The sequence below is a fragment of the Nonlabens marinus S1-08 genome (genome assembly GCF_000831385.1).
In the GTDB taxonomy this organism is placed as follows: domain Bacteria; phylum Bacteroidota; class Bacteroidia; order Flavobacteriales; family Flavobacteriaceae; genus Nonlabens; species Nonlabens marinus.
Window position 1 is genome coordinate 2,817,973 of the sequence record NZ_AP014548.1, and the last position, 23,569, is coordinate 2,841,541.

The following is a 23,569-nucleotide window of genomic DNA, read 5'->3' on the forward strand; positions in this document are numbered from 1 at the left end:
GTATCAAAGTTGACTCATACATACAGAAGCATATTATGGAGTTTAGGAATATAACAGAGCAGGATTCTAATCATAACGACCTAGAAAAAATGGATACGGCTGGATTGCTGCATGCTATAAACTCTGAAGATCAAAAGGTAGCACTAGCGGTCCAAAAAGTGATACCTCAAATAGAAGATTTTGTAAACGCTGTTGTTGAAAAGATGTCGGCTGGCGGAAGGCTATTTTACATAGGCGCTGGCACCAGCGGTAGATTAGGTATACTAGACGCTAGCGAATGTCCTCCTACTTTTGGTGTAGCACCAGATAAAGTCATAGGAATCATTGCCGGTGGCGACCGGGCGATTCGAAATGCTGTAGAAAATGCAGAAGATGATCGGGAGCAAGCTTTCAAGGATTTAAAAGAGTTTGGTATTACCAGCCAAGACACCGTTATAGGCATTGCGGCCAGTGGGAGAACACCCTTCGTTATCGGCGGGCTAGAAGCTTGTAATACAGCAAATATTCTTACCGGTGGAATTTGTTGCAACCCTGGAAGCCCGTTAGATCAAATCGCTACATATTCCATGGTACCAACAGTTGGTCCTGAATTTGTGACAGGGAGCAGTCGGATGAAAGCGGGAACCGCACAAAAAATGATTTTAAATATGATTAGTACTAGTGTCATGATCAAGCTGGGCCATATCAAAGGAAATAAGATGGTAGATATGCAATTAAGCAATGATAAACTGGTAGACCGTGGAACCAGAATGATCATGGAAACCACTAAGTTAGATTACGAGAGAGCGCAAGAACTGCTAAATAAATATGGCAGTGTGCGCAACGTGTTGGATCATATAGGTATGTGCTAATGTCAGAACAACCCTCCACAGACCGTGACGTATTAAGCAAAGGAATCAAAAAGCTAATGCTATCCATTCCTTTTTTTGTTCTAGGACCAGTCTTGATTTATATAGGTGCTGGAAGCGATCATCCCATTATTTTCTTGATGCCGGGAATTGCATTTGCCATTTTGGCCATCGTATTTATGTATAACGGCATTCAAATCATTTTGGATTCCATGTTTAAAACCAATAAAACCAGGTAATGAAAAATATTTTATATATAGTTTGCGCTCTAATGACTCTGGTAGCATGCAAGGCAGACTTAGAAAAAGAGGTCTCAGAGAATAATGACTTGGCAATCGACAACACCTTGAGCGATGCCGAAAAGTTTGTTGAAAAGATTGAAACAGCTCATCATAAAGGGGCTTTTCTTCAACAGGAAGTGGTTTCGTTTGATATAGACCTCAATTTTGGAGGGCAAGATCGGTTGGATGCTACAGTCTTTATTTCTACCGATTCTAGATTTGTGCGTATCGAAAAGAATAATGGAGAAGTCCTGCTTTATGACGGTACAAACGTATGGCTTGCGCCACAAAGCGCTTCTCAAAATGGAGCAAGATTCGACGTTTTTACTTGGAGTTATTTTTTCAGTTTGCCTTATAAATTAACGGATCCCGGAACTCAAATCACGTTGAAGAATCAAGACGCTGTGAACGAGCATTTAAGACTTTCATTTGAAGCAGGCACTGGCGATGCGCCAGACGATTGGTATGACTTATACACCTATGCAGACACTAATTTACTTCATTATGCCGGCTACATTGTTACTTATGGTGGAACGCCGGTAGATCAAGCCGCAGAAAATGCTCATGCCATCGCCTATGAAGATTATAAAGAGGTAAACGGCATTCCTATCGCTCATACCTGGAAATTTTATAATTATGGGGAATCAGTCGATACAACACAAGTGATAGGTGAGGCGAAATTGTCAAATTTACGTTTCAGCGCCATGGACTCCTCTTTATTTCAGAAACCTAGCGATGCTTCACAAATCCAACTCTAGTTTGAAAATCAAAACCCTGCTTCTCTGTTTTACAGGTTTCCTTCTTTTAACCAGTTGCAAAAAACCTGAGGATAAAAATGGAAAGGCTATAGAACTCACTGGCACCTTAACCCAATGGGATCAGGGAGCAGCATCCGTTAATGGTATGGGCTTTTTTGTCGAACCTCATATCATTGGATACATCAACCCCAATGGTGAATTAAGTATCCAACTCCCTGATCATTTTTTAAAGATGACGCAGGACGCTTTCGCGAAAGCGAACTCTCAAGAAGGTGCACCCTATGAAATGATGATTCCTACAGCTCGAGAATCATTTCAGCAAACCGAAGGACTTTCATTTCAAGGAGCCGAAGTACCTTTAGCACTCGCTGGAAAATACTATGGCTTTGAGGTCTTGCAAAATGATGCAGCTAGTACAGCAATTTTTGCAGCATCCAGTGAAGCTTTTATGCAGCACCTGCTCTATCCCTCACAACATCAAGCGGTTGAAGGTTGGCTCTACTATTTTCTGTATGCTGAAAAACCAGTACGCTTAAACGGTACTAGTGCTGTAGAAAATCTATTCTCCAACGATAATGAGGATAGTTATAGCTCTTCAATAACATATCAGGTGGATATCCAGCAAGGATGGAATATCGTGAAATATGAAGTAAAAGAAATTGTACAAAGTCCAGATGCAAAATATAACGCAGATTCTAAAGTTATCATTAGTACTGTAGATGCACTACCCACTGGATTGGAATGGATATCTATATCTTCATTGAATTTAAACTTATGATGAAATCACTTCAATTCATTCTATTTTTTATGGTTGCTGCATTGTCCATGGCTCAAACCCAGCCCGATGCAAGTTCCATACAGGTAGAATCGCCATTTACTACGGTCGATGAGGCGCAGTTCCCTGGAGCGATTATTTACTTAAGAAATACAGGAAACCAAGTGTTTGTAAACCACCGCGGCATAGAAATGTATTGTGACAAGGCTGTGTTTTATCAAAACAGTAACTTCATTAAAGCCATAGGAAATGTGCGCATGAATCAAGGCGATACGATCCAGATGAATTCAAAATATGCAGAATACAATGGGAATTCCCAATTGGCTTATGCCAGCGGCAGCGTCAACATGCGCAGTCCTGAATCTACCTTACAAACCGATACTCTCTATTTTGACCGGGCAAAACAGCAAGCCTATTACCGCAGTGGTGGTACTGTAAGGGATACTGCGAGTACTCTCAAAAGTCGTGTGGGACGCTATTTTATGAAAGATAAGAAATACCAATTTCTTTCAAATGTGGTAGTGACTAATCCTGAATATGTGATTAATTCCAATCATCTTAATTTCTATTCAGATACAGGTCATGCCTATATGTATGGACCTTCTACCATCACTGGAAAAACAAGCAAGGTATATTGTGAGAGGGGTTTTTATGATACCAGGGCAGATCAGGGTTATTTCGTCAAGAATTCAAGTATAGATTATGACGATAGGAACGTCAAGGGCGACAGTTTGTATTTCAATCGAGGGAGAAATTTTGCCAGTGCAGTAAATAATATCGTCATTACAGACACCATCAACAACTCAGTCATAAAAGGCGATTATGCGGAAGTGTATCGAGATAAGGATTCAGTGTATATGACAAAACGGGCTGTAGCAATTTCTGTTCAAGACAAAGACAGCGTGTACATTCATGCTGACACCCTGATGGTCACAGGTAAACAAGCGAATCGCTTAGTTCGTGGATTTTATGGAGTGCGCTTGTTCAAAGAAGATTTAAGCGGGAAGTCGGATAGTATTGTGTCCAGGCAAACCACAGGGCTGACTAAAATGATAGGCAAACCCATTTTATGGATTGGAAAAAGCCAAATGACAGGCGACAGCATTTTTATACAAAGCAACGTAAAGACGGAAAAGCTGGACTCGCTTCATGTGTTTTACAATGCTTTTATAGTTGATAAAGATACACTGGGAGGTTTCAATCAAATTAAAGGAAAAGAGCTCGTCGGTTTTTTTAAAGACAATCAGTTGGACATCGTGAACATCAATAAAAATGTAGAGCATTTGATCTATGTGCGCAATGACATTCAAGAATTGATAGGTATTGATAAAAGAACCAGTGGCCGTATGGTGCTGGAGTTTGAAGATGGCGATGTGATCTTAAATACTAATTTTGATGATGTGCGAGGTACCACCTTCCCTCCAGACGAATTACCTGAGAATGCGAGAACGCTTCGAGGGCTGAATTGGCGTGGAGAGGAGCAATTATTTTCCATTGAGGATTTATTCAAAGGAAAACCAGTACCCAAACAAATTAAAATTCAAGGGCTACCACTCCCACAAGCAGAAAAAGACTTTTTTGACGTAGAGAATTCTAAAGAATTGAATGAAAATAGCGAATTGAAGAAGGATCAATTGAAAACCAGGAAAAAAGATAAACTGGAAAATATAGAAGGAACCGGCGAGAATTGAAAAAGGACTTCTTCACATACCAAGCCCCTACCACTCCTTATGCACCTGGATTAGAAATTGCTCGTGCAGAAGGCAGCTATATCTATGATATAAATGGAAACTCGTATTTAGATATGGTTGCGGGAGTCAGTGCCTTGCCGCTGGGACATTGCCATCCTAAAGTTACCCAGGCGATCAAAGCACAAGTAGATCAGTATATGCATGTCATGGTCTACGGTGAGTATGCACAAGCGCCAGCGGTAGAGCTTTGCAAGAAGATCGCTTCCACATTACCAGAGCCGTTGAGGATGACCTACCTGGTCAACAGCGGTACAGAAGCTATTGAAGCTTCTATCAAACTAGCTCGTACGGTTACTAAGCGCAGGGAAATTATTGCGATGCATCACTCCTATCACGGCAACACCATGGGCTCGCTGAGCCTCATGGATTATGAAGAACGCAAAGCGCCTTTCCGCCCGCTGCTTCCAGACATTAGTCATATCAAATTTAATTGTATTCCTGATCTGCGACGTATTAGTAACAAAACTGCAGCCGTGATTTTAGAAACCATACAAGGTGCTGCCGGTTTTATCCTACCGCATCCAGAATGGCTCAAACAATTGAGAAAGATCTGTGATCAGCTGGGCGTATTAATCATTCTAGACGAGATCCAGCCAGGTGTAGGTCGCACCGGTACCATGTGGCATTTTCAGAACTATGATTTTATACCAGACATGGTGGTGAGTGGCAAGGGCTTGGGTGGTGGACTCCCCATTGGTGCTTTGACGGCTAGTGTGGCTCATTTATCGCATTTTAAGAGCGCCCCTATGCTAGGACATATTACCACATTTGGCGGTAATCCGGTCATTGCATCGGCAGCACTCGCAACCTTAAATGCGATTGAAGAAGAAAGCTTAATGGATGCTGTGAAATTGAAGGAAGCACGCTTTCGCGAAAGCTTAAACTCCTCAAACATCAAACAAGTAAGAGGTAAAGGGCTCATGCTGGCTGCCATATTGCCCGACGATAAACACACGGCTGCCATAGTTGACGAGTGTCGAAACCGAGGTGTCATTTTCTTTCTGCTTCTTTTTGAAAAGCGCGCTATACGCATCACGCCGCCCTATACAGTGACAATGGAGGAGATTGATAAAGCATGCACAATTCTATGCGATGTGGTGGATGAATTCTACCCTTAGAACCTCCTGTTTTCACTGTTTATAAGATGTTGACAATAGATTTAGGGTAAGTTGCGAGACTTTGGCAATAATTTTGAACTTAGTAAGAAGCGAATCAATAAAAATTCGGCCTATGGAATTCAACCTTAATAATGACGATGAGATGAGCATTGACAAGTTTGAGTTGATGCTTAAAACTAACGAAGTTGGTTTCTTTGACAGCGATGAGTTTGAAGAAATCATTGAACATTATCTGGATGAAGGGAAAATGGCACTCGCTCGCAAAGCGATACATCTAGCTATCAATCAGCATCCCGCCTCAGTCAACTTAAGATTGTTCCATGCGGAAATGTTGGTTTTTGACGATAAGTTTGAAGCCGCACATGAGTTGCTTAATGAATTGCACGATTTAGAACCTCTAAACTCTGAAATATACATCCAGAAGGCCAATATCTATTCTAAGACAGAAGGACACGACAAGGCTATTGAATTGTTGAATGAAGCTTTAAAATTGACTGATGATCAGGCAGACGTTTACAGTCTGATAGGAATGGAATTTCTCTTTATCGAGGATTATTCCAATGCAAAGCTTAATTTCATGAAGTGTTTAGAGTTGGACGAACTCGATTATTCTGCCTTATACAATATCATTTACTGTTTCGACTTTTTACAAGAAAACCAGCAGGCGATTGACTTTTTGAACATGTTCTTAAACGACAATCCGTATTGCGAGGTGGCGTGGCATCAAGTAGGTAAACAGTATTTTGACTTGAAAATGTATGAGAAGTCACTTGCTGCTTTTGAATTTGCTATTATCTCAGACGATACATTCATCGGCGCTTATCTTGAAAAAGGTAAAGTCTTGGAAAAACTAGGTCGTTATAATGAGGCGATAGAGAATTATCAAATCACATTAGAATTAGACGACCCTACTTCCTTTGCTTACTTAAGATTAGGAAAGTGTTTCAATAAACTAGGAAATAAAGAGCTTGCCTTAAAATATTTCAAAAAGACTATTAACGAAGATCCGTTGTTGGATAAAGGGTGGATCGCAATTGTTGATTACTATTCTAAAAACCTAAATTACCCGAAAGCTTTAAGTTATATCGAGAAAGCGGTGGAGGTAGATGGAGAAAACGCGTTATACTGGATACGTTATGCCGATTTGAATAAGCGACTCAACTTTTTTGAAGAAGCGGAATACGGCTATCGTAAGGCTATAGAACTTGGTAATTACGAAGAGAAGACCTGGACTTCTAGAGCGGACATATTATTAGCTTTAGGAGAAACTGAAGCGGTAGTTTCTAACTTAAATCATGGCTTAGAGTTCTATCCAGAACATGTAGAGATGGAATACCGAATAGCTGGAGCCTATTACATGCTCAACGAAACGGTAAAAGGCCGGTTTCACTTACAGAATGCCTTAAAGGCAGATCCTGAGTATGTTATTATTTTAGAAGAATTGTATCCTTCTGTTTACAGTGCCATGGAGGTGCAGGATTTATTATTGAAGTACGCGTCTAAATGATTTTTTTTAGCAAAAAGTATTTCATAGCTGATTTGCTGGAAGGCATTGTGGATATACACAACCACTTGCTACCAGGAATTGACGATGGAGCACCGGATTTAGAGACGACGCAAGAGATGATCCGGCTTTATAAAGAGTTAGGGTTTAAAGGAGTTTATACCACTCCACATACCATGGAAGATTACTATGGGAATGATGTGGCTAGCATAACAACATATTACAAAGAAACCTGTAGGCTATTAGGAGACGAATCCAGCTTCCTTTTAGGTACATCATCAGAGTACATGATGGATGGCGCTTTTGGAAAGCTGTTGGAGTCGTCAGAAATTCTGACGTTACCTAATAAGCGATTGTTGTTTGAATTTAGCTACTTCCAAAAACCAGTTGAAGCAGAGCAATTGATTTTTGAAATGAATCATAAAGAATATAAACCCATCCTTGCGCATCCGGAACGCTACAGGTATTTAAGTGTTCCAGAAATGATGGATTTGAAGCAAAGAGGGTGTGAGTTGCAGCTCAACCTTCTTTCCTTATCAGGACATTATGGGAATGATGCAAAGACGAAGGCCTTAGAGTTGCTAGAAAATCATGCCTACGATTTTGTAGGAACTGATGCCCACAAGCCAGAACATTTAGAAAAGCTTAAAAATATTAAGCTACCTAAAAAAACATTCAACCAGTTTCGACAAGCCATCTCAAAACATAACAGCCAGTTCTCCTAAAAGACCGCTGGCTGTTTTAAATGTCTCTTTAGTTACTACTTTACTTCTTAAGTTTGATTGCTTTTAAGAATTTTTCCCATGTGGTATCTTGATCAACACCATAGGAATAGGCATATTTATTACCATATCCAAAGTTGGCAATCTTCACGTTGTTCAAGACTATCGCCACATTTTTAAGCTTGCCACTTTCAATGGTGTCGCTAACAAAGTCGAGTAGAGGTTTTTCAGTGTAATTGGCTCTAGAAACATAAACGGTAACGTCTGCCTTATCGCTTATTAATAAGGTGTCTGTGACCAACATCGATGGTGCAGAATCAATAATTACCAAATCGTAGTTATTTCTAGCATAATCTAACAAGTCCTCCACACGATCACTTAGCCACAATTCTGCTGGATTTGGTGGTATAGCACCAGATAACATAATGTGTAGGTTTTCATTATCATCGCTGGTATGAATAAATTCTTCCGCTTTGTATTCTGGATATACCAAGAACTCTGTAACACCATTTAAGCTTTTGCTGCCTTTTTGCAGGTAACGGTGCAGCTGTGGATTTCGAATATCCCCACCAAGTAAGAGCACCTTTTTACCAGAATTTGCCATGGTCATGGCAAGATTGAAAGAAACAAATGTCTTCCCCTCTCCTTTTACGGAAGAGGTAACAATGATTATAGGCGCTTTGTCCGTTTTTTCTAATGCTGCAATTTTATACTGGAGATTGGTCCTTAAAATTCTAAAAGACTCTGCCAGTACAGATCTATCGTTTTTCGCAATCTTATCTGCTTCGTCAGAAGCTAACTTAGGAACCTCCCCTAAAAATGGAACAGAAGGTAACTTTCTAGTCACATCTTTTCTGTTTTCTATTTTATCATAAAATAATCCTTTTAGATAAATAAAAGCGAATGGAATCAAAAGCCCAACGATTAAAGCTCCCAGTAATATAATACTAGGTTTAGGAGATATGGGCTGATCAGCAACTAAAGCGCTATCGACAATTTTAGCCTTTGGAGCCGTAACCGCTAAGCTGATCGCTGTTTCTTCTTTTTTCTGAAAAAGATAGAGGTAAATCGCTTCTACTATGGTTTGATCTCTCTCAATATCTCTTGCCGTTCGCTCGGTACTAGGCACCTCTCCTATTCTTCTGGAAAGACGGTTGTTTTGTGATAAAATACTACCCAATCGGGTTTCTAAAGATTGGATATAGGAATTCAATGAAGCTGAAATACCCCCCTTCAACTTCGTCAAACGAGACTGCAATTCTTGGATTAACGGATTCAATTCCGTAGCGGTCTCTCTTCGCTGGTTTAAAGTAAGTAACAACTCATTGTATTCGTTAATCGATTGATTAATAGAGCCGCTATCTAAGGTCAAGTTTGCAGGAATATAATCATCCTCTCCCAAATTAGAAAGATAAGTTCTCAGATCACGAGCGATTCTCAACTGGGTTTGCGCTTCAATTTGTTTAGCTGTGTATTCTGCACTAGACTCTAAGTTCATGGTCGCTTCAGCAACGATATCCGAAATGCTATTTTCTTGTTTAAATTGCTGTTTTTTAAGCTCAACCGAGTCAAGTGATAATTCAATAGTAGCCAATCGATCTTCAATAAAGTTCACCGTATTCTGCGCAACTATATTTTTATCTTGGGTAGCATCTTTATTGTACTCCACGATCAATTGATTCAATATAGCAGCTGTTTTTGTGGGGACTGGATCTGAAATAGATAAATCAATCACACTCCCTCTCTTAACGGATTGATCTACCGTTAATTTATTGGCATATCGAACGACACTGGACTCAAAACCTGAAACTTTAATTAAGTATATAGGAGCTTCCTTGCTTTCGGTTTCCTTTATAGGTCTTTTGGCATCTAAGATGGTTAAAATAACCTCTTGATCAAAAGGTATTGGCTCTCCGAGTATAGCAGTTTGGGTATCATCACTGTTTTCTTCCCAATATTTTACTTCAGTACTCGAAATACGCTGGACATAAAATTGAAAAGGGTCGATAACGTCAGTGTTTGACGATTTTATAATTTTAAAACTAGCGCTTTGAAAAGATTCCGACGTTTTCACATTGCCTTCGTTGAAATATTGAATATCCAGATTCAACTCCTCTACCACTTTTGACATCAATCTTCTAGAGCTTAAGACTTCGATCTCGTTCTCAACACTGTTAAAACTGTTACCCAGCATTCCCAAGTCCCCAAGAGCAGCAAGCTCTGAAATTCCTCCCCCAGCTTGAGTATCTTTGATAAGAATAGAAGCCTCCGCTTGATAAATATTCGTGGAGTAGCGTAAATAAATTACGGCAACGCTTAATAACACTAATGAGGATACAATGAACCACCACCACTTATTAAAATAAGGCTGAATTTGTTGGATTAAGCTTTCATCAGGAGTTGTAGATGTAGTATTCAAATCTAGCATTAACGAGCAATTAGTATGATTACAGATAATAGAACTGAGGCTATAGAAACGTATAGTGAGTTATTACGGTTGAAAGAAGCTCCATTTACTTGAGCATTATTCGGTCCAACGTACAACACATCGTTTTGCTGTAAGTAGAATAGATCACTTTCCAATACTTCCAATGAAGTCAAATCAATTTGATGGCTTTCTTGAACGCCATTTCTATCTCTTAGTAATAAAATATCGTTTCTCTTACCATAAAGCGTCAAATCTCCAGCAAGACCTAGTGCTTGGGGAAGTGTTACACGCTCATCAGGAATGGTGTAGGTTCCAGGACGCTGAACTTCTCCTAAAACAGTTACTTTAAAATTTGTGATTCTAATGTTAACAATGACGTCCTTAATAAACTTTCGATAATCATTAGATAACTCTTCTTCAAGCTCAAAACGAGACTTCCCAGCTACTTTTCTTCTTCCCAGTTTTGGTAAGTCTACATATCCATTGTTATCTACAAGATAGTCTTGGAGCAAAGGTTGACCATTTACTCTAAAATCATTTGCGTCATTAACTCCAGGAACAAGTCTATTGTATGGACTAACCGTAGTCATATCAGAACTGCTTACGATAATCGACAACCTATCATTATTCTTTATAATCGATTTATAAATTTCTGGTTCATAACTCCCTTTAGACTCTATATCTTGAAAATACAATATCTTCTTTTTAGTGGTACAACTAGATAAAAAAAAGAATGCTAAGAGGTATACTAGTAAAAAACGAAAATGGAACATCTTTAAAATTTGAATTTGCAAATGTAAGAAATCATTCATCAGAACAAGATGGTAAATCTAGTAGTTCGTATACGCTATTCTCGCTTTTGAATTCTGGAACAAGAACCTTCAGTTTGCCAATCATACCTAAATCATCAGATTGCTCAGCGGCCGCAGCTATTTCTATGATAAGATTCATAACGTCTTCTAAGAACATCGTATCGTCCTTAGCCCTCATGATTTTTTCATGATGTGTTGGTAACGTAGTGGATTGATCGCTTAGTAATTCTTCATACAACTTTTCACCAGGCCTTAAACCAATCACAGATATTTCAATATCCTCTCCAGGTATCAATCCAGATAATTTAATCATTTTTTTGGCCAAATCCATGATTTTCACAGGCTTACCCATATCAAACACAAATACTTCTCCTCCTTGCCCCATGGTCCCTGCTTGAAGCACCAATTGACACGCCTCTGGAATGGTCATAAAGTAGCGTATGATATTTTCATGAGTCACTGTGACTGGACCGCCGTTTTTGATTTGTTCTTTAAAATGTGGAATAACAGACCCATTAGAACCTAGTACGTTGCCAAATCGCGTAGTAATAAATTTTGTGTTTGACTGGCGTTCTTGCATCAATGCTTGTACATACATCTCTGCGGCCCTCTTCGTAGCACCCATCACATTGGTAGGGTTTACCGCTTTGTCCGTGCTTACCATTACAAATCGATCAATACCGTATTGTGCAGACAAATCTGCTAAAGTAACGGTGCCTATGATGTTTACCTGAATAGCTTCCGTAGGGTTTCGTTCGATCAACGGAACATGCTTATAGGCAGCTGCATGAAAAACAACTGAAACTTCGTAGGCTTCAAAAACCTTCTCCAGTCTATTCTTTTTTCTAACATCGGCGAGGATGAATTCATAAGAAACCTCAGGGAATTGTTGTCGAAGCTCTAACTCGAGTGTATGCAAAGGCGACTCTGCTTGATCAAGAATGAGTAGTTGCTTCGGTTTGTACCGGCTCACTTGCCGTACTATTTCACTACCTATAGATCCAGCGCCACCTGTGACTAAAATAGTTTTATCGTTCAAATAGCTATTGATTTGTGTATCATCAAGCTTTATAGGATGGCGCTCCAAAAGATCTTCTATTTGAATTTCTTTGATGTTGCTTGTGACATCGGCATCATTTTCCCATTGGGTAATTGAGGGAGCATGATAAATTCTAAGGTTTTGCTCTAAGGCTTTATCGACAATATTATTCTTTTCGCTAGTGTCCAATTGATTTCCGACAAGAATTAATCCATTTACCTTTAATGGTAAGATCGATCCAAAAAAAAGATTATCAAATTTAAAAATGGGAACTCCTAAGATTTTGAGTTTTTTGTAACGCTTGTTAAAACTTACAAAACCTACAAGTACAAAATTCTTATGGTCTGCAATAGACAATGCCTCACCTACGGCTATACTATCATCATTGACACCTAATATCAGAACCCTATGACGCTTCCTACCCATATTCATTATAAAAGAGTACAAGGATTTAACTGTAAGTCGCAGCATCAACATCCCAGCAAACGTCAATACGGAATTAATTAAAAGAAACGGAAAAAGAAAAATCTTTTTCTCAAAAATTCCGTAGTAAGAATAACTAATGATACTTAAAAACAAAGCACTAGCTCCACAGGATATCGCGATCTTAAAAATATCTACGAAGGTACTATGGCGTATAAGACCAGCATAGGTAGAAAATATAAAAAAAGAGGCAAAATAAACTAAGGATATGAAAACACACTCTTGAGGTCTCGTCAGCACATCATAAAACGACACGTTGAGATTTGAAACCACAAGAAATGACAAGAAAAAAGAAAAAATAACTATAGCTAAGTCAATAGCGATAACAAGCCATCTAGGAAGATAGTTGAAGTTTCTTAACTTCACCCGATTATCTTCATTCCAAAGTATTTGTTTGCTACGAACTCTAAAATACCTCCACTTCACCTAAGATCATTTTAATCGATGTAATATACGCAAAAAGGCAATGCTGTTGAAGCACTGCCTCTTTGTTATTATCAAGTAATTAATCAGTCTTTATTGGTACGCACCGCTTTGAAACCAAATGCTAATCCTACTGCTATTACTAAAGCTATACCTGGTATTGCAGCAGCTGGAACATCATCAACTCCCTCATCGAAAGGAGGCTGCGCTGATAGAGTTGCACTGAATAATATTGCTGCAAAGCATATTATGTTTCTTTGAAGTTTCATAAGCATGTGATGGTTTGATTTATTTTACTTATCGTATGGACAGCTTTATAACAAAATTTAAAAGTAAATATATTAGATAACTTATACAAAGCATATCAATACGACTAATATTTTAAAACATTTTTTATGGCTAATTCGATACGCTTTCTATCGATAGCTGTTACATTGGAGCCAGAAGGGAGGCACAAACCTTTTTCAAATAATTCCTCACATACGGTTCCTCCATAATAAGCATAGGTTGAATAGAGCGGCTGTAAGTGCATAGGCTTCCATATGGGGCGGGATTCTATGTCCTCAGCTTCAAGTGCTAATCTCAAGTCCTCTTTGGTGACTCCACCCGCTTCTGACGGATCGACCAGGATGGCACTTAGCCAGTAGTTGGACTTAAAATCATCATCAGGTGCTGTATGGACGCTGATTCCTGAAATAGGTTGAAATGAATCTTGATAAAAATTATGCATCTGCTTACGCATGGTAATTCTTTCGCTCAATAGGGGAATTTGCGACAGCCCCATCATAGCGTTCAAGTGACCCATCCTGTAGTTGAAACCTATTTCTTTGTGCTGATAAAAAGGCTCGTTTTCCTTAGCCTGCGTGGCCAAGAATTTCCCTCTTTCATAACTTGCTGCATCTGGGCAAATGAGTAAACCACCTCCTGTTGTCGAGATGATCTTGTTGTTATTAAAAGAAATTATGCCAAAATCACCTAAAGTACCATTGCTTAGATCTTTATAAGAGCTTCCCAAGGCCTCTGCACTATCGTCTATGATGGTTAGGTTGTTCGCTTTCGCGAAAGCGAAAATTCTCCCATAATCATATGGCATTCCATAAATACTCGTAAGAATAATCGCTTTAGGTCGCTTGTCATTGCGGACTAGATCAAGGAAAGCCTCCTCTAGTCGCTCGGGATCCATATTCCAGGTTTGTCGCTCACTATCTACAAAAACAGGAATTGCACCTATGTACAACACCGGGTTTACACTGGCAACAAAGGTCATGGATTGGCAAATGACATGGTCACCAGCGGTGATTCCCGCGAGCAACAATCCCAAATGAATGGCGGCAGTGCCGCTATTGACCGCAAGGACTGGTCGGTCTGTTTTTAAAGTTTGCTGACACCGTTTTTCAAACTCTTCTATATCTTGATAAACCTCTTTGCACCCCACTTCCCTACCTGCTTGCGATTGGGTGTTCAATGCAGCGTAGTTAAGTGCGGAAAGGTATATCTGTTTAGGCTTAGGCATTTTTCAGTCCCAAGGTTTCTGGGATGAATTTATAGTTCAATTTTAAATAAACCAGCGTCATGGCAAACAAAGTAACGAAAGAAATGATGACTTGCTCTAAAATACTCATCTGATAAATCCCAAGAAAAATTAAAAACAGAACGATCTGTAAGCCGCAATATATGATAGCAACGCTCAAATGGGAAAGCCCTGCTTTATCCACAAGAATCTGATACATGTGATGTCTGTGGGCCTCATGAATAGATTCCTTGAGCTTGAATCTTTTTAATATCGTAATGCACGCATCAATCCCGTAAACGCCAATAATCAATACGATTGCTGGTGCTTCAATCAACGCATAAAGCTTGAAAAGCAAGTAGAAAAGAATTACCGCCATACTGATGCTTCCCACATCCCCAGAAAAGAAAAGTGCTTTTCCCCTCACATTGTAAAAAGCAAAAACAAGGATGGATAAAACCAAAAAAACCAGCAGGTCAAAATCCACCAATGGTTGTACCCATTGATGGAAGTAAACAAAAGAACCAACTACCACCAATGAATACAAAGCGGTCAAACCATTGATGCCATCCATAAAATTGTAGAAATTGATAAATCCAACTCCGCAAATGATCAAAGCTGCTAAGGCAAACCAAGGGTATCCTAAATCCAGTTCTATTAAAACTAATGCAATGGATAAAAACTGCACTGGCAACCGCAGCATGGGAGGTAATGGTTGCAAATCATCAATAAAGCTAACTACTGCGATAAGCGTAACTCCCAAAAACAAATAAGGCAATTGAAAACCGCTCCAAATAAAATAAATAAAGATTGAAGCATAAAATAAAATCCCACCACCACGTATGGTAGTCAGCGTATGGGAACTGCGATGATTGGGCTTATCGACTATATCGAAACGATCTGCAATGCGATAATACACGTAAGAAATAGTGACTAGAAGTAAAAAAACAAGAAGGTAGGTCATTCTTTTGATTCAAAGGATTCAATAGTTTTCTCGAGACCGTGAGCGGTGTCCCATGGGTCTGCAATATTAAGTGCCTTTTTTAACTTATAATTGCTAACCACATAATTCTCTGTAAGCTTTTGCAGAGAATTGCTATTAAATGGAAGGTTCAAAAGCGTACCACCACGCGCTACCGTGTTCATAATGAATGCTGGCACTTTAAGTATAAGCGGTTTTTTATTTAGCACTTTGCCTATTACACGGACTAGTGCTAGGGTTGATAAAGGCACATCATCTGCCACGTTATAGATTCCGGAAGCTGGTGGTTGTGTAATACATTCTAGAATTACCTGTTTAAGACTTGTAATAGAGAGGAAAGAACGTTGATTGTGATAACCCCCTAGTGGGTAGGGAACATTTTTCTTCACTAAACTATAAAGAAGGTTCAGGTTCCCTTTATTTCCAGGGCCGTGAATCATGCAAGGCCTTAGGATGATGACCTTCTTATCGGTGCGGTGTATATGCTTGAGCAAATACTGTTCTGCCTCTTGCTTTGATAGGCCGTAAGCTGTTTTGGGTTTAGGGATGTGTTCTTCAGTAAGTATACCTTCCACTTGATCTGCTGCTGCTTTTACTGAACTCAGAAATATAAAAGTCTTGCAATCGCTGGCTAGGAATTGATCAAATAGGTCGATGGTAAGATCCCTATTTACTTTAAAATACTCTTCAGGATCTGCGGTATTTTTGACATCATGTGCCTTGCCCGCTAGGTGAATGAATGCGGATGCTTTGTTCCAGTCTTTTTCTTGTATATCGTTGTAAGTGAGGGTATTTTCTTTAGTTCGCTTTCGTGAAAGTGAAATTACTTTGAGATTTTTATCAACTAAATACGGAAGGATGTGTCGACCCACAAAACCCGATGCACCTGATATTATTATTTGATCGTGATTCAACATTTATTTTTTATTGATAAACCCTACAAGCTTCCAGACCCAGCGGTTATTGATTCTTAACTTGCTAAACTTGATCCCGTTTCTCGAAAGAGCTTTGGCAATTTCAGTAGAAATCAGCTTATAACTAGAGATACCAGAACTGCTTAAACCTCCTACTAGCATTGATGTGGTTGTGATTCCCGAGTATTGCCAACTTATACCATTCTTCAAAAAGAATCTAGTAATCAACTCATAGTCTGCCCCAATCGTAAAATCGAGGTGGTAGTTTCCAAATTTTTCAAAAAGCTCTCGCTTAAAAAATATAGCTGGATGCGCAGGCATAAATCCGACTTTCAATTTTTCTGGATTCCAGTTTTTTGCACTGTAAACGCGTTTTACTTTACCAGTTTTATCATGCTGTATGATGTTTCCTACACTTGCTTCAATTGAGTTGTTATGGTGAAAAGCAGCTACCTCTTCTAATACAGTATCGTGATGAAAGGTGTCGTCTGCATTAAGGATCCCTATCAAATCACCAGTCGCCATGGATATTCCTTTGTTCATAGCGTCATATAGGCCTTTGTCAGGTTCTGAAACATATGTGTTTATGGTATCTGGATGATCCTGAATAATTTTAAGGGTTCCATCATTGGAGTTTCCATCCACGATAATGTATTCCACATTTTCAAAGGATTGATTTCTTACCGACACGATGGTTTCATTGATCGTGGAGATACTATTATAACAAACGGTTATAATCGATATTTTCATATTTTAAATAAAGTTCTCAAAGAATAGATAATTTTCAAATAGGCCCTAACAGATCATAAATTTTTAGTTGTTACCGTATTTTCACGTTTCATATTAATATCAGTTATAAACCACGAATGATCAGCGCACCTAACACCAAGCAAGTTTAGAGAGTTAAAGTAGCCTATAATTTATGTTTTAGGGAATTTAATGCATTAGTAGGCTTCCAATCTGGAACAGAAAGTGCTTTTTCATTAGAAAACGTTAAATCAGAATTCATCTTTTTGAACTTAGAGGAATTTATAGGCAGTATTTTCAGAGTATCACCAAGCTTAGCTATTAACAAACCAAAAAAATACGGAAGTTTAAAGATATAATTCTTACCAAGGTCGTCCTTTATATGATCTTCAACCTCATAAAATTGATGATCTATACCGTCTGTCAAATTAAACACTCCATTAGAACCTTTAGGCATAGCCTTTATAAAAGAGCTCACATCAGAAATCGCAATCATTGATTTTTTTGCTTGAGCCTTACCAAAGCGAACATACTTCCCGTTTTTTATAGCATTAATGAGAGAGCCTAAATTCCCAGGCGGATTAACACCGCAAATCAACGGCAGCCTCAAGCATACTACAGCTACATTAAAGTTCTTGCCAAATGCTACAAGCTCTTTTTCTGCAAGAATTTTACTTAAAGCATATGGACTATTACCTTTCAACTTGAATTCCTCATTTATATTTATTCCTTCCTCAACACCATAAACAGCAACACTACTGATAAAAACTATCATTTTCGGCAAGTTCGTAGATAGAGCCTTTAATAAGTTTATTGTTGACTGATGATTTCCCTGAAGGAATAAATCGTTTTCAACTTCATTAATTGGAACTGAATGGGCCTTACCCGCTGCGTGTATAACTAAGTCATAGCATTCCTTCAACGCAGGGATCTTATTTGAAAGATCACAAACAATATCGTTCTCAATTTTTCTACCTAGCGTATGAACTTGATAGCTAGAGAACTCTTTACATAGATCTCTACCCAAAAAACCTGAAGCTCCCGTGATTAATATTTTATTCATTTAGGGATTTCTTGTCAAAAAAAAATTGCCTTAACTTGGGCAACAGTCGATAAAATAAATACAATAATTTATTCACCCTAATATCATTAATTTCAAAAGCTTTTAGACATTCTAAATTTTGATGGTAAATATTACTCAAACTTTGATTCGTAGCTCCTCCCAATCTCATTTTAACTAGGGGTTGATTTAGATAAACTGTTGATAGATTCTCTCTCTCTAGAAACCTTAACATGATTTCAAAATCAGCAGCTAGTTTTAGATCTAAATTAAATAATCCGTACCGTGAATAAAAACTGCTTTTCACGTAAAATGTCGGATGCGCAGGATGCCAGCCGTTACTAAACGGCTTTTGCTTACCTGATTTCCAGTTCCTAACTATTTTGTCCGTATTATTTTGACTTACATAATAGATATCAGCAAATATAGAATCTGCCGTAGGATTTTCAGCGAATGTTTCAGCAACAATTGAAATTGTATGCTTATCTCTAAATATGTCATCTGAATTTAAAATCGCGATGACATCACCAGTCGACAATTGTATTCCTTTGTTCATAGCGTGATACAATCCGTTATCTGATTCAGAAACCCACTTAGTTATTATGTGATCATACTCTTCGATAATTTGTTGAGTTCCATCGTTCGAGGCACCATCAATTACAATATATTCTATATCATCATAAACCTGTGCCTTTACCGATTCAAAAGTCTCACGTACTGTGGCTGAGCTGTTATAACAAACTGTGATAATTGAGATTTTCATCTTACTGAGAAATTGTGTTTAAGTAATTAAGTGCAACATTTTCATCAGTCAATTTTGAAGCAGTAGCCATCGCGTTTCTTGAGATCAATTTCTTTTGCTCAATGGACATCAAATTTATTTCTTGTATTAAACTAGTTAACTCATCCAAATCCCCTGCGTTACACAAAAACCCGTTAACACCATGCTCAATTACACCATCAAAACCTTCATTTTTTGCAGCAATAGTTATACAACCAGATGACATAGCCTCGAGATATACAAGACCATATGCCTCGTTTTTACTAATCATTATGAAACAGTGTGAGTCTAACAATAGACGCCGTGCTAAAGATCTTTTAACATATCCATGACGAGTAATATTGTTCTCTAAATTTCTTGATTTGATAAAATCATCAATCTTTTTAGCTTCTCTACCTTCCCCAACATATTCCAAACTAAAATCTATTTTCGGATATACTTGCATCAATGCTTCTATTAAAATCACCGGATATTTCCGTTTAATAAGAGATCCAATAAAAATAAATGATCTTAATTTTTTTTCAAAAGACTTTTCAAACTCTAAGTTTATGAAGTCCCTTGGTATTCCAGATGGACAAATGAAAGTGTTTCTAATCTGACCAAAACAAGATTCAAATTCAACCTTCAAGCTACGTGATCTGAAACCCCATTTGTCTATTTTTGTCATTAAGAAGGCATAATTGTCTGGATAAAGCCTAAGAATATCACCCCCATTTGAATGTAAAGTCAAACAAGTTGCCGCCTGAGGATAGATTGATTTCAATTTAGCTATGAGTTCCAACTGAGGGTTCAACCAATGCCCTAGAATTATATCAGGTTTGAAGTTCGTAGATTCCAGAAGTTTTGAAATCTTAAGAATTTGCTGATCAATATTGAAACTACTAAACCTTGATCTTGGAATTTTTTTGAATATTGGAATCCTAAACACCCTTACATCTTCTAAATTAAAATTTTTAGGCTTGTGTAGACGTTTTGATGGAATGTTAGTACCTGTGAAGGTTGCAATTATCTTACTAAAAAGATTTGCTGCGAGGTGAAATATTTCATGATAAAATGCTTGATTATGAATAACTATAACATTGTGTTCTTGCTTCACCCACTCTCTTACAAAATAATGTACAACTGGTGTAAATTCTTTGTCAACATCCTCCGCGGGATATATAGAACTTAAAATTAAAACGCTCTTTTTCATATCTTACGAATTAAGGCTCCAAGCATTTGAATTTATAATAGGTGGCTGTTTTGATAGGATCTCTGCTATAATTTCTCAACCTACTATAAGTCTCAAATAAATTCTTAAAAAACAGCTTAAAATAGCCTGCTCTCAATGCGTAAAATGGATATACGCAATGATAATAAACAAAAAATTGTAAAAATTTTAAACTAGGATATAATTGATAAGCATTGACTAAGCTATTTGACCATTTTCGTATCGTTTCAATCCCATTATGCCGCGCAAATTCTGATTTCTTATGCCATAATATTACTTGGTTAGATTTCATAATTTTAAAACCAAAATCAAGAAGCTTCAATGATAAAAATGTTTCTTCACCTCCGTACATGTAATCATCAGGATACTTGCTAACTAAGTCATAAATTGATTTTCTATGCATTGAAATTCCACCTTGAAATAAATTGGTTATAGATTGTTTTGGGTCATCAATTATTAAATTTGAAACGATCTGTTCGGGATCGTCAAAATCCATGACTAATCCAGTCAAAATAGCAATATCATCATCCCGAGTTATAAGTCTTATTGCATTCTCAATAGCTTTTTCATGCAGTACTCCGTCATTATCAACATGAAAAATATATTCTCCATTGCAATATTCTAGTCCCCTGTTTCTGCCACCTGGACAACCAAAATTTTGAGCCAATTCAATTAAAGGAATATTTGGATATTTATCCTTAAGAAATTGAACCGATCCGTCATCAGATCCATTGTCAACGATAATAATTTCTAAATTGTTATACGTCTGTCTTTTTACAGAATCAATGCATCGTGCAGTTTCGATTTTTCTATTCCAATTCAATATAAGACATGACACCAAAGGGCGAAGATTATCGTGCATGAAACCTAATTTTTTTAGTGGATAAAAATAATAGTACCAATACAAACCAAAAAAACTTTTGCTTGTAAGATGTCAAAAGTAACGAACTGGATAACGAGATTAAAGCTATCTGAAAAAACACAGATTGTATTTTGTTTTTAAGGGAGTTTAATAATCCAGAAATAATTAAAACGATAATATAAATAACGAAAATCGATCCAACAACCAAACCTTGCTCCAAAAATATGTCAACAACCAGGTTATGTGGGTATTGACCATGAAGATTAAGATAGTTTTCAAGAGAAAATCCTACTATATTAGATTGTCCCTTATCCACCAAATCTAAAAAGTTTTGTAAATGAGTTAATCTTGCGTTTTCTATTGAGTTACCACTTGGATCTTCATCCTTAAATCTATAAAGAACAGCATCCAAAATATTGAAGTTTCTACTAAAACCAAGGTTGTCCATCCTATTCTTGAGATAAGTAAATAGGAAAACCGCTGATCCTAATAAAATATAAAACTTCTTTCTTTGAAAAAAAAAACAATAAGTTATCAAGCAAAGCACTGCGCTCAATATACCTAGTCTTGACTGAGAAAACGTAATTAGAGCCAAATCCAAAACGATAAATAATATGTAAATATATGTCTGTCTTGGCTTAAATAATTTTATGTAATTTAATTTTGCAACAAGAGCTGCATTAATATACATACACATAAAGTTCGGATCGATATGTAATCCGTGAAACCTACCATTTTGATTAGCAAAGTTATCAAAATCAAGAAAAATCCAAAGAAGAAAGGCGATGTATTGAGGAATAGAAAATAAGGCTAGCGTTTTTAATATTTTCTTTGAAAAACCATATTTAGTGAAGTAATTTAAAAGAAAGAAGATGAACATAAAAATCCCAACAGCATTCAAAAATCCAATCTGAAAATCATCACTATTCGCTGCAGATAAGAGATTAGCCAATAGCCCTAAAACTACAATAATATAGAAGCCACTTTGTCCTTTCCCAACTGATGGATTGATTATAATTAGTCCCAGAAAACTCAAAGGAAAGATTAAAACCCTAAATACACTAAACACCTCACCAAAGGAGACATATTCAATAGAAAATAAGGCTATAATAACGAGCAGGATGTTATCTAAAATCTTCTTTTTATCCATTAAGTATTCGATAAGTATGATAAGCTAGTTTTTCAAATAAATTTGGGTTGGGAATCTTAGTTTTTCTAAAATGATCTCCTTTCCAATATTTAAACTTTTCACCCGCTGCCATTTGATAAAACCCATACTTTAACGCTACATCCGTATCTTTAGAAATTAGATTCTTAAATAAGAAGTCTCTCAAGTTGTAATCAAAAATGGTATATGCTGCTCCAATTTTTGAGTAAAAACAGTCGCTAAGAGTCATTGACGGTTTTCCCCAATAAGTTGCCTCAACACCAATTGTGGAACCAAATGTTACAACTTTAGAAGCATTCTCCAAAAGCTTATAGGAGGATATCGGTGATTCTGGAGGGATGATCGTGATATTTGACTTACGATCCAGTTCCAATAAATCAAATAAAAATTGAGACTTCACTCCAATCAAATTTGGATGGATTCTAAGGTATAGGTGATAATCACTATTTCCTTCTAATAATTCGCTAATTGCAATTACCCCTGCCTCTTGAGAAGTAAATTCTTTCCTCCATTCTGGGCCAATTGAAAAGATCTCATCTTCAGAGCTGTTAAATACGACTATGTTTTTTTTTGTGACATCAAAATTTTCGGGCAGCAAATCTCGATTTTGACCACCCACATGACTTTTATCATTTGTTTTAGCTCCGGATTTTCTCAACTCATAAAAACGAGCACCGACTTTTTGTCTTTTCAATTCATCCAGCTCCCCCTTCCAGGTATCTATTAATTTTTGAGAATAAACGTTTAAATCATGTGGGAGTGCATTTGGATATATATTCCAATTTCTACCTTCAAAAGCAGCTATTTCAAGAACATCACAATGTACGTTCAATGTCTGACAGCCCCTCAATACTGCTCTCGTTTCAAACAGTCTCCCATTGAATATCATCACTCTATCTGGATGATGCGCTTTTAAAAAAGACTTTATTTTTTCGTAGACCTTAATACAATCTAGATAATTTTGATTTAATCTTTTAATATTTTTTGTATTCAATTTATTAGAGATATCTCTCGTTGCTGATACAAAAGTTGAAACAATTGACCATCCGACATCTAGCTTTTTGTCGTCCCAGTACGCATTTTGAAAATCCTCTAATGTATTAAAGTTGCAATCGTTTAATTGATAACTGTCTTCACAAAAAGAATCAAGTTTCAAAACAGTAACCTTTTGCAACAATTCAAATTTCTCAATTAACCTATCGAAATTATTCAAGCAGGCAAAACATATTAAAGGATTACCTATTGGATTTACACTGCATGTTTTGATCGCTTTACCGCAGATAAGAACTGTAACCTCGTCATTATTATCTAATGCATATTGTATATGTTCTAGAATTGGCCCTGTTTTATTTTTATCTAAGGAGGAAGGAAGGAAGAAGGTTACTTTCATTAT

Annotated in this window: 22 protein-coding genes; 8 read left to right on the top strand and 14 right to left on the bottom strand. The window is 37.4% G+C overall.

Going from position 1 to position 23,569, the window contains the following annotated elements; all coding sequences use genetic code 11:
- The first annotated feature begins 35 nt into the window (after window positions 1-35).
- The 8 genes from murQ (at window position 36) to NMS_RS12925 (ending at window position 7,760) form a co-directional block, all read left to right on the top strand.
- Complete coding sequence (murQ, locus tag NMS_RS12890; protein ID WP_041497218.1) at window positions 36-851, top strand: N-acetylmuramic acid 6-phosphate etherase; 816 nt, start codon at window positions 36-38, stop codon at window positions 849-851.
- Window positions 851-1,087 (top strand): DUF6095 family protein, encoded by a 237-nt coding sequence (locus NMS_RS12895; protein ID WP_041497220.1) that lies wholly within the window; start codon window positions 851-853, stop codon window positions 1,085-1,087. The genes murQ and NMS_RS12895 overlap by 1 nt, the downstream gene beginning before the upstream one ends.
- Window positions 1,087-1,887, top strand: a complete 801-nt coding sequence (locus NMS_RS12900) for a hypothetical protein (RefSeq protein ID WP_041497221.1) — start codon at window positions 1,087-1,089, stop codon at window positions 1,885-1,887. The genes NMS_RS12895 and NMS_RS12900 overlap by 1 nt, the downstream gene beginning before the upstream one ends.
- Window positions 1,865-2,665, top strand: a complete 801-nt coding sequence (locus tag NMS_RS12905) for a hypothetical protein (protein ID WP_041497222.1) — start codon at window positions 1,865-1,867, stop codon at window positions 2,663-2,665. The genes NMS_RS12900 and NMS_RS12905 overlap by 23 nt, the downstream gene beginning before the upstream one ends.
- Window positions 2,662-4,353, top strand: coding sequence for an OstA-like protein (locus tag NMS_RS12910; protein ID WP_231862401.1), 1,692 nt, complete (start codon window positions 2,662-2,664; stop codon window positions 4,351-4,353). The genes NMS_RS12905 and NMS_RS12910 overlap by 4 nt, the downstream gene beginning before the upstream one ends.
- Complete coding sequence (locus tag NMS_RS12915) at window positions 4,350-5,531, top strand: aspartate aminotransferase family protein (protein ID WP_041497223.1); 1,182 nt, start codon at window positions 4,350-4,352, stop codon at window positions 5,529-5,531. The genes NMS_RS12910 and NMS_RS12915 overlap by 4 nt, the downstream gene beginning before the upstream one ends.
- Window positions 5,532-5,643: 112 nt before the next feature.
- Window positions 5,644-7,038 carry a tetratricopeptide repeat protein gene (locus NMS_RS12920; RefSeq protein WP_041497225.1) on the top strand — a complete coding sequence of 465 codons (1,395 nt, stop codon included), beginning with the start codon at window positions 5,644-5,646 and terminating at the stop codon, window positions 7,036-7,038.
- Window positions 7,035-7,760, top strand: coding sequence for a tyrosine-protein phosphatase (locus NMS_RS12925; RefSeq protein WP_041497226.1), 726 nt, complete (start codon window positions 7,035-7,037; stop codon window positions 7,758-7,760). Before NMS_RS12920 ends, NMS_RS12925 begins: the two co-directional genes overlap by 4 nt.
- Window positions 7,761-7,800: 40 nt before the next feature.
- Here NMS_RS12925 and NMS_RS12930 read toward each other — a convergent pair whose 3' ends face one another.
- The 14 genes from NMS_RS12930 to NMS_RS12995 form a co-directional block, all read right to left on the bottom strand.
- Window positions 7,801-10,185 carry a GumC family protein gene (locus NMS_RS12930; protein WP_041497227.1) on the bottom strand — a complete coding sequence of 795 codons (2,385 nt, stop codon included), beginning with the start codon at window positions 10,183-10,185 and terminating at the stop codon, window positions 7,801-7,803.
- Window positions 10,185-10,880, bottom strand: a complete 696-nt coding sequence (locus tag NMS_RS12935) for a polysaccharide biosynthesis/export family protein (RefSeq protein ID WP_231862402.1) — start codon at window positions 10,878-10,880, stop codon at window positions 10,185-10,187. The genes NMS_RS12930 and NMS_RS12935 overlap by 1 nt, the downstream gene beginning before the upstream one ends.
- A gap of 109 nt (window positions 10,881-10,989) precedes the next feature.
- On the bottom strand, window positions 10,990-12,945 hold the full coding sequence (locus NMS_RS12940) for a polysaccharide biosynthesis protein (RefSeq protein ID WP_041497228.1): 1,956 nt from the start codon (window positions 12,943-12,945) through the stop codon (window positions 10,990-10,992).
- 83 nt (window positions 12,946-13,028) lie between these two features.
- Window positions 13,029-13,211 (bottom strand): hypothetical protein, encoded by a 183-nt coding sequence (locus NMS_RS12945; protein WP_041497229.1) that lies wholly within the window; start codon window positions 13,209-13,211, stop codon window positions 13,029-13,031.
- Window positions 13,212-13,315: 104 nt separating this feature from the next.
- Entirely contained in the window at window positions 13,316-14,455 is a 1,140-nt protein-coding gene (locus tag NMS_RS12950; RefSeq protein ID WP_041497232.1) for a DegT/DnrJ/EryC1/StrS family aminotransferase, read from the bottom strand.
- Window positions 14,448-15,416 (bottom strand): MraY family glycosyltransferase, encoded by a 969-nt coding sequence (locus tag NMS_RS12955; protein ID WP_041497233.1) that lies wholly within the window; start codon window positions 15,414-15,416, stop codon window positions 14,448-14,450. The genes NMS_RS12950 and NMS_RS12955 overlap by 8 nt, the downstream gene beginning before the upstream one ends.
- Window positions 15,413-16,351, bottom strand: a complete 939-nt coding sequence (locus tag NMS_RS12960) for an NAD-dependent epimerase/dehydratase family protein (protein WP_041497234.1) — start codon at window positions 16,349-16,351, stop codon at window positions 15,413-15,415. The genes NMS_RS12955 and NMS_RS12960 overlap by 4 nt, the downstream gene beginning before the upstream one ends.
- The gene (locus NMS_RS12965; protein ID WP_041497236.1) at window positions 16,352-17,098 is read right to left on the bottom strand and encodes a glycosyltransferase family 2 protein; all 747 of its coding nucleotides are present in this window, start codon (window positions 17,096-17,098) and stop codon (window positions 16,352-16,354) included. It abuts the gene before it with no gap.
- 163 nt (window positions 17,099-17,261) lie between these two features.
- Window positions 17,262-18,158 (bottom strand): NAD-dependent epimerase/dehydratase family protein, encoded by an 897-nt coding sequence (locus tag NMS_RS12970; RefSeq protein ID WP_041497238.1) that lies wholly within the window; start codon window positions 18,156-18,158, stop codon window positions 17,262-17,264.
- Window positions 18,151-18,918, bottom strand: a complete 768-nt coding sequence (locus NMS_RS12975) for a glycosyltransferase family 2 protein (RefSeq protein WP_041497239.1) — start codon at window positions 18,916-18,918, stop codon at window positions 18,151-18,153. Before NMS_RS12975 ends, NMS_RS12970 begins: the two co-directional genes overlap by 8 nt.
- A gap of 1 nt (window position 18,919) precedes the next feature.
- Window positions 18,920-20,128: a glycosyltransferase gene (locus NMS_RS12980; protein WP_041497240.1), complete on the bottom strand. Its 1,209-nt coding sequence runs from the start codon at window positions 20,126-20,128 to the stop codon at window positions 18,920-18,922.
- A 10-nt stretch (window positions 20,129-20,138) separates the two neighbouring features.
- Complete coding sequence (locus NMS_RS12985) at window positions 20,139-21,008, bottom strand: glycosyltransferase family 2 protein (RefSeq protein ID WP_041497241.1); 870 nt, start codon at window positions 21,006-21,008, stop codon at window positions 20,139-20,141.
- Entirely contained in the window at window positions 20,998-22,158 is a 1,161-nt protein-coding gene (locus tag NMS_RS12990; RefSeq protein WP_041497242.1) for an O-antigen ligase family protein, read from the bottom strand. Before NMS_RS12990 ends, NMS_RS12985 begins: the two co-directional genes overlap by 11 nt.
- Window positions 22,151-23,566 (bottom strand): hypothetical protein, encoded by a 1,416-nt coding sequence (locus NMS_RS12995; protein ID WP_041497244.1) that lies wholly within the window; start codon window positions 23,564-23,566, stop codon window positions 22,151-22,153. The genes NMS_RS12990 and NMS_RS12995 overlap by 8 nt, the downstream gene beginning before the upstream one ends.
- Window positions 23,567-23,569 lie beyond the last annotated feature (3 nt).

Coding starts and splice junctions, on each gene's coding strand:
- NMS_RS12970 (WP_041497238.1), bottom strand. CDS start 18,158: ATGAATAAAATATTAATCACGGGAGCTTCAGGTTTTTTGGGTAGAGAT.
- NMS_RS12900 (WP_041497221.1), top strand. CDS start 1,087: ATGAAAAATATTTTATATATAGTTTGCGCTCTAATGACTCTGGTAGCA.
- NMS_RS12950 (WP_041497232.1), bottom strand. CDS start 14,455: ATGCCTAAGCCTAAACAGATATACCTTTCCGCACTTAACTACGCTGCA.
- NMS_RS12960 (WP_041497234.1), bottom strand. CDS start 16,351: ATGTTGAATCACGATCAAATAATAATATCAGGTGCATCGGGTTTTGTG.
- NMS_RS12910 (WP_231862401.1), top strand. CDS start 2,662: ATGATGAAATCACTTCAATTCATTCTATTTTTTATGGTTGCTGCATTG.
- NMS_RS12975 (WP_041497239.1), bottom strand. CDS start 18,918: ATGAAAATCTCAATTATCACAGTTTGTTATAACAGCTCAGCCACAGTA.
- NMS_RS12930 (WP_041497227.1), bottom strand. CDS start 10,185: ATGCTAGATTTGAATACTACATCTACAACTCCTGATGAAAGCTTAATC.
- NMS_RS12945 (WP_041497229.1), bottom strand. CDS start 13,211: ATGAAACTTCAAAGAAACATAATATGCTTTGCAGCAATATTATTCAGT.
- NMS_RS12925 (WP_041497226.1), top strand. CDS start 7,035: ATGATTTTTTTTAGCAAAAAGTATTTCATAGCTGATTTGCTGGAAGGC.
- NMS_RS12895 (WP_041497220.1), top strand. CDS start 851: ATGTCAGAACAACCCTCCACAGACCGTGACGTATTAAGCAAAGGAATC.
- NMS_RS12980 (WP_041497240.1), bottom strand. CDS start 20,128: ATGAAAAAGAGCGTTTTAATTTTAAGTTCTATATATCCCGCGGAGGAT.
- NMS_RS12985 (WP_041497241.1), bottom strand. CDS start 21,008: ATGCACGATAATCTTCGCCCTTTGGTGTCATGTCTTATATTGAATTGG.
- NMS_RS12920 (WP_041497225.1), top strand. CDS start 5,644: ATGGAATTCAACCTTAATAATGACGATGAGATGAGCATTGACAAGTTT.
- NMS_RS12905 (WP_041497222.1), top strand. CDS start 1,865: ATGCTTCACAAATCCAACTCTAGTTTGAAAATCAAAACCCTGCTTCTC.
- NMS_RS12990 (WP_041497242.1), bottom strand. CDS start 22,158: ATGGATAAAAAGAAGATTTTAGATAACATCCTGCTCGTTATTATAGCC.
- NMS_RS12965 (WP_041497236.1), bottom strand. CDS start 17,098: ATGAAAATATCGATTATAACCGTTTGTTATAATAGTATCTCCACGATC.
- murQ (WP_041497218.1), top strand. CDS start 36: ATGGAGTTTAGGAATATAACAGAGCAGGATTCTAATCATAACGACCTA.
- NMS_RS12995 (WP_041497244.1), bottom strand. CDS start 23,566: ATGAAAGTAACCTTCTTCCTTCCTTCCTCCTTAGATAAAAATAAAACA.
- NMS_RS12955 (WP_041497233.1), bottom strand. CDS start 15,416: ATGACCTACCTTCTTGTTTTTTTACTTCTAGTCACTATTTCTTACGTG.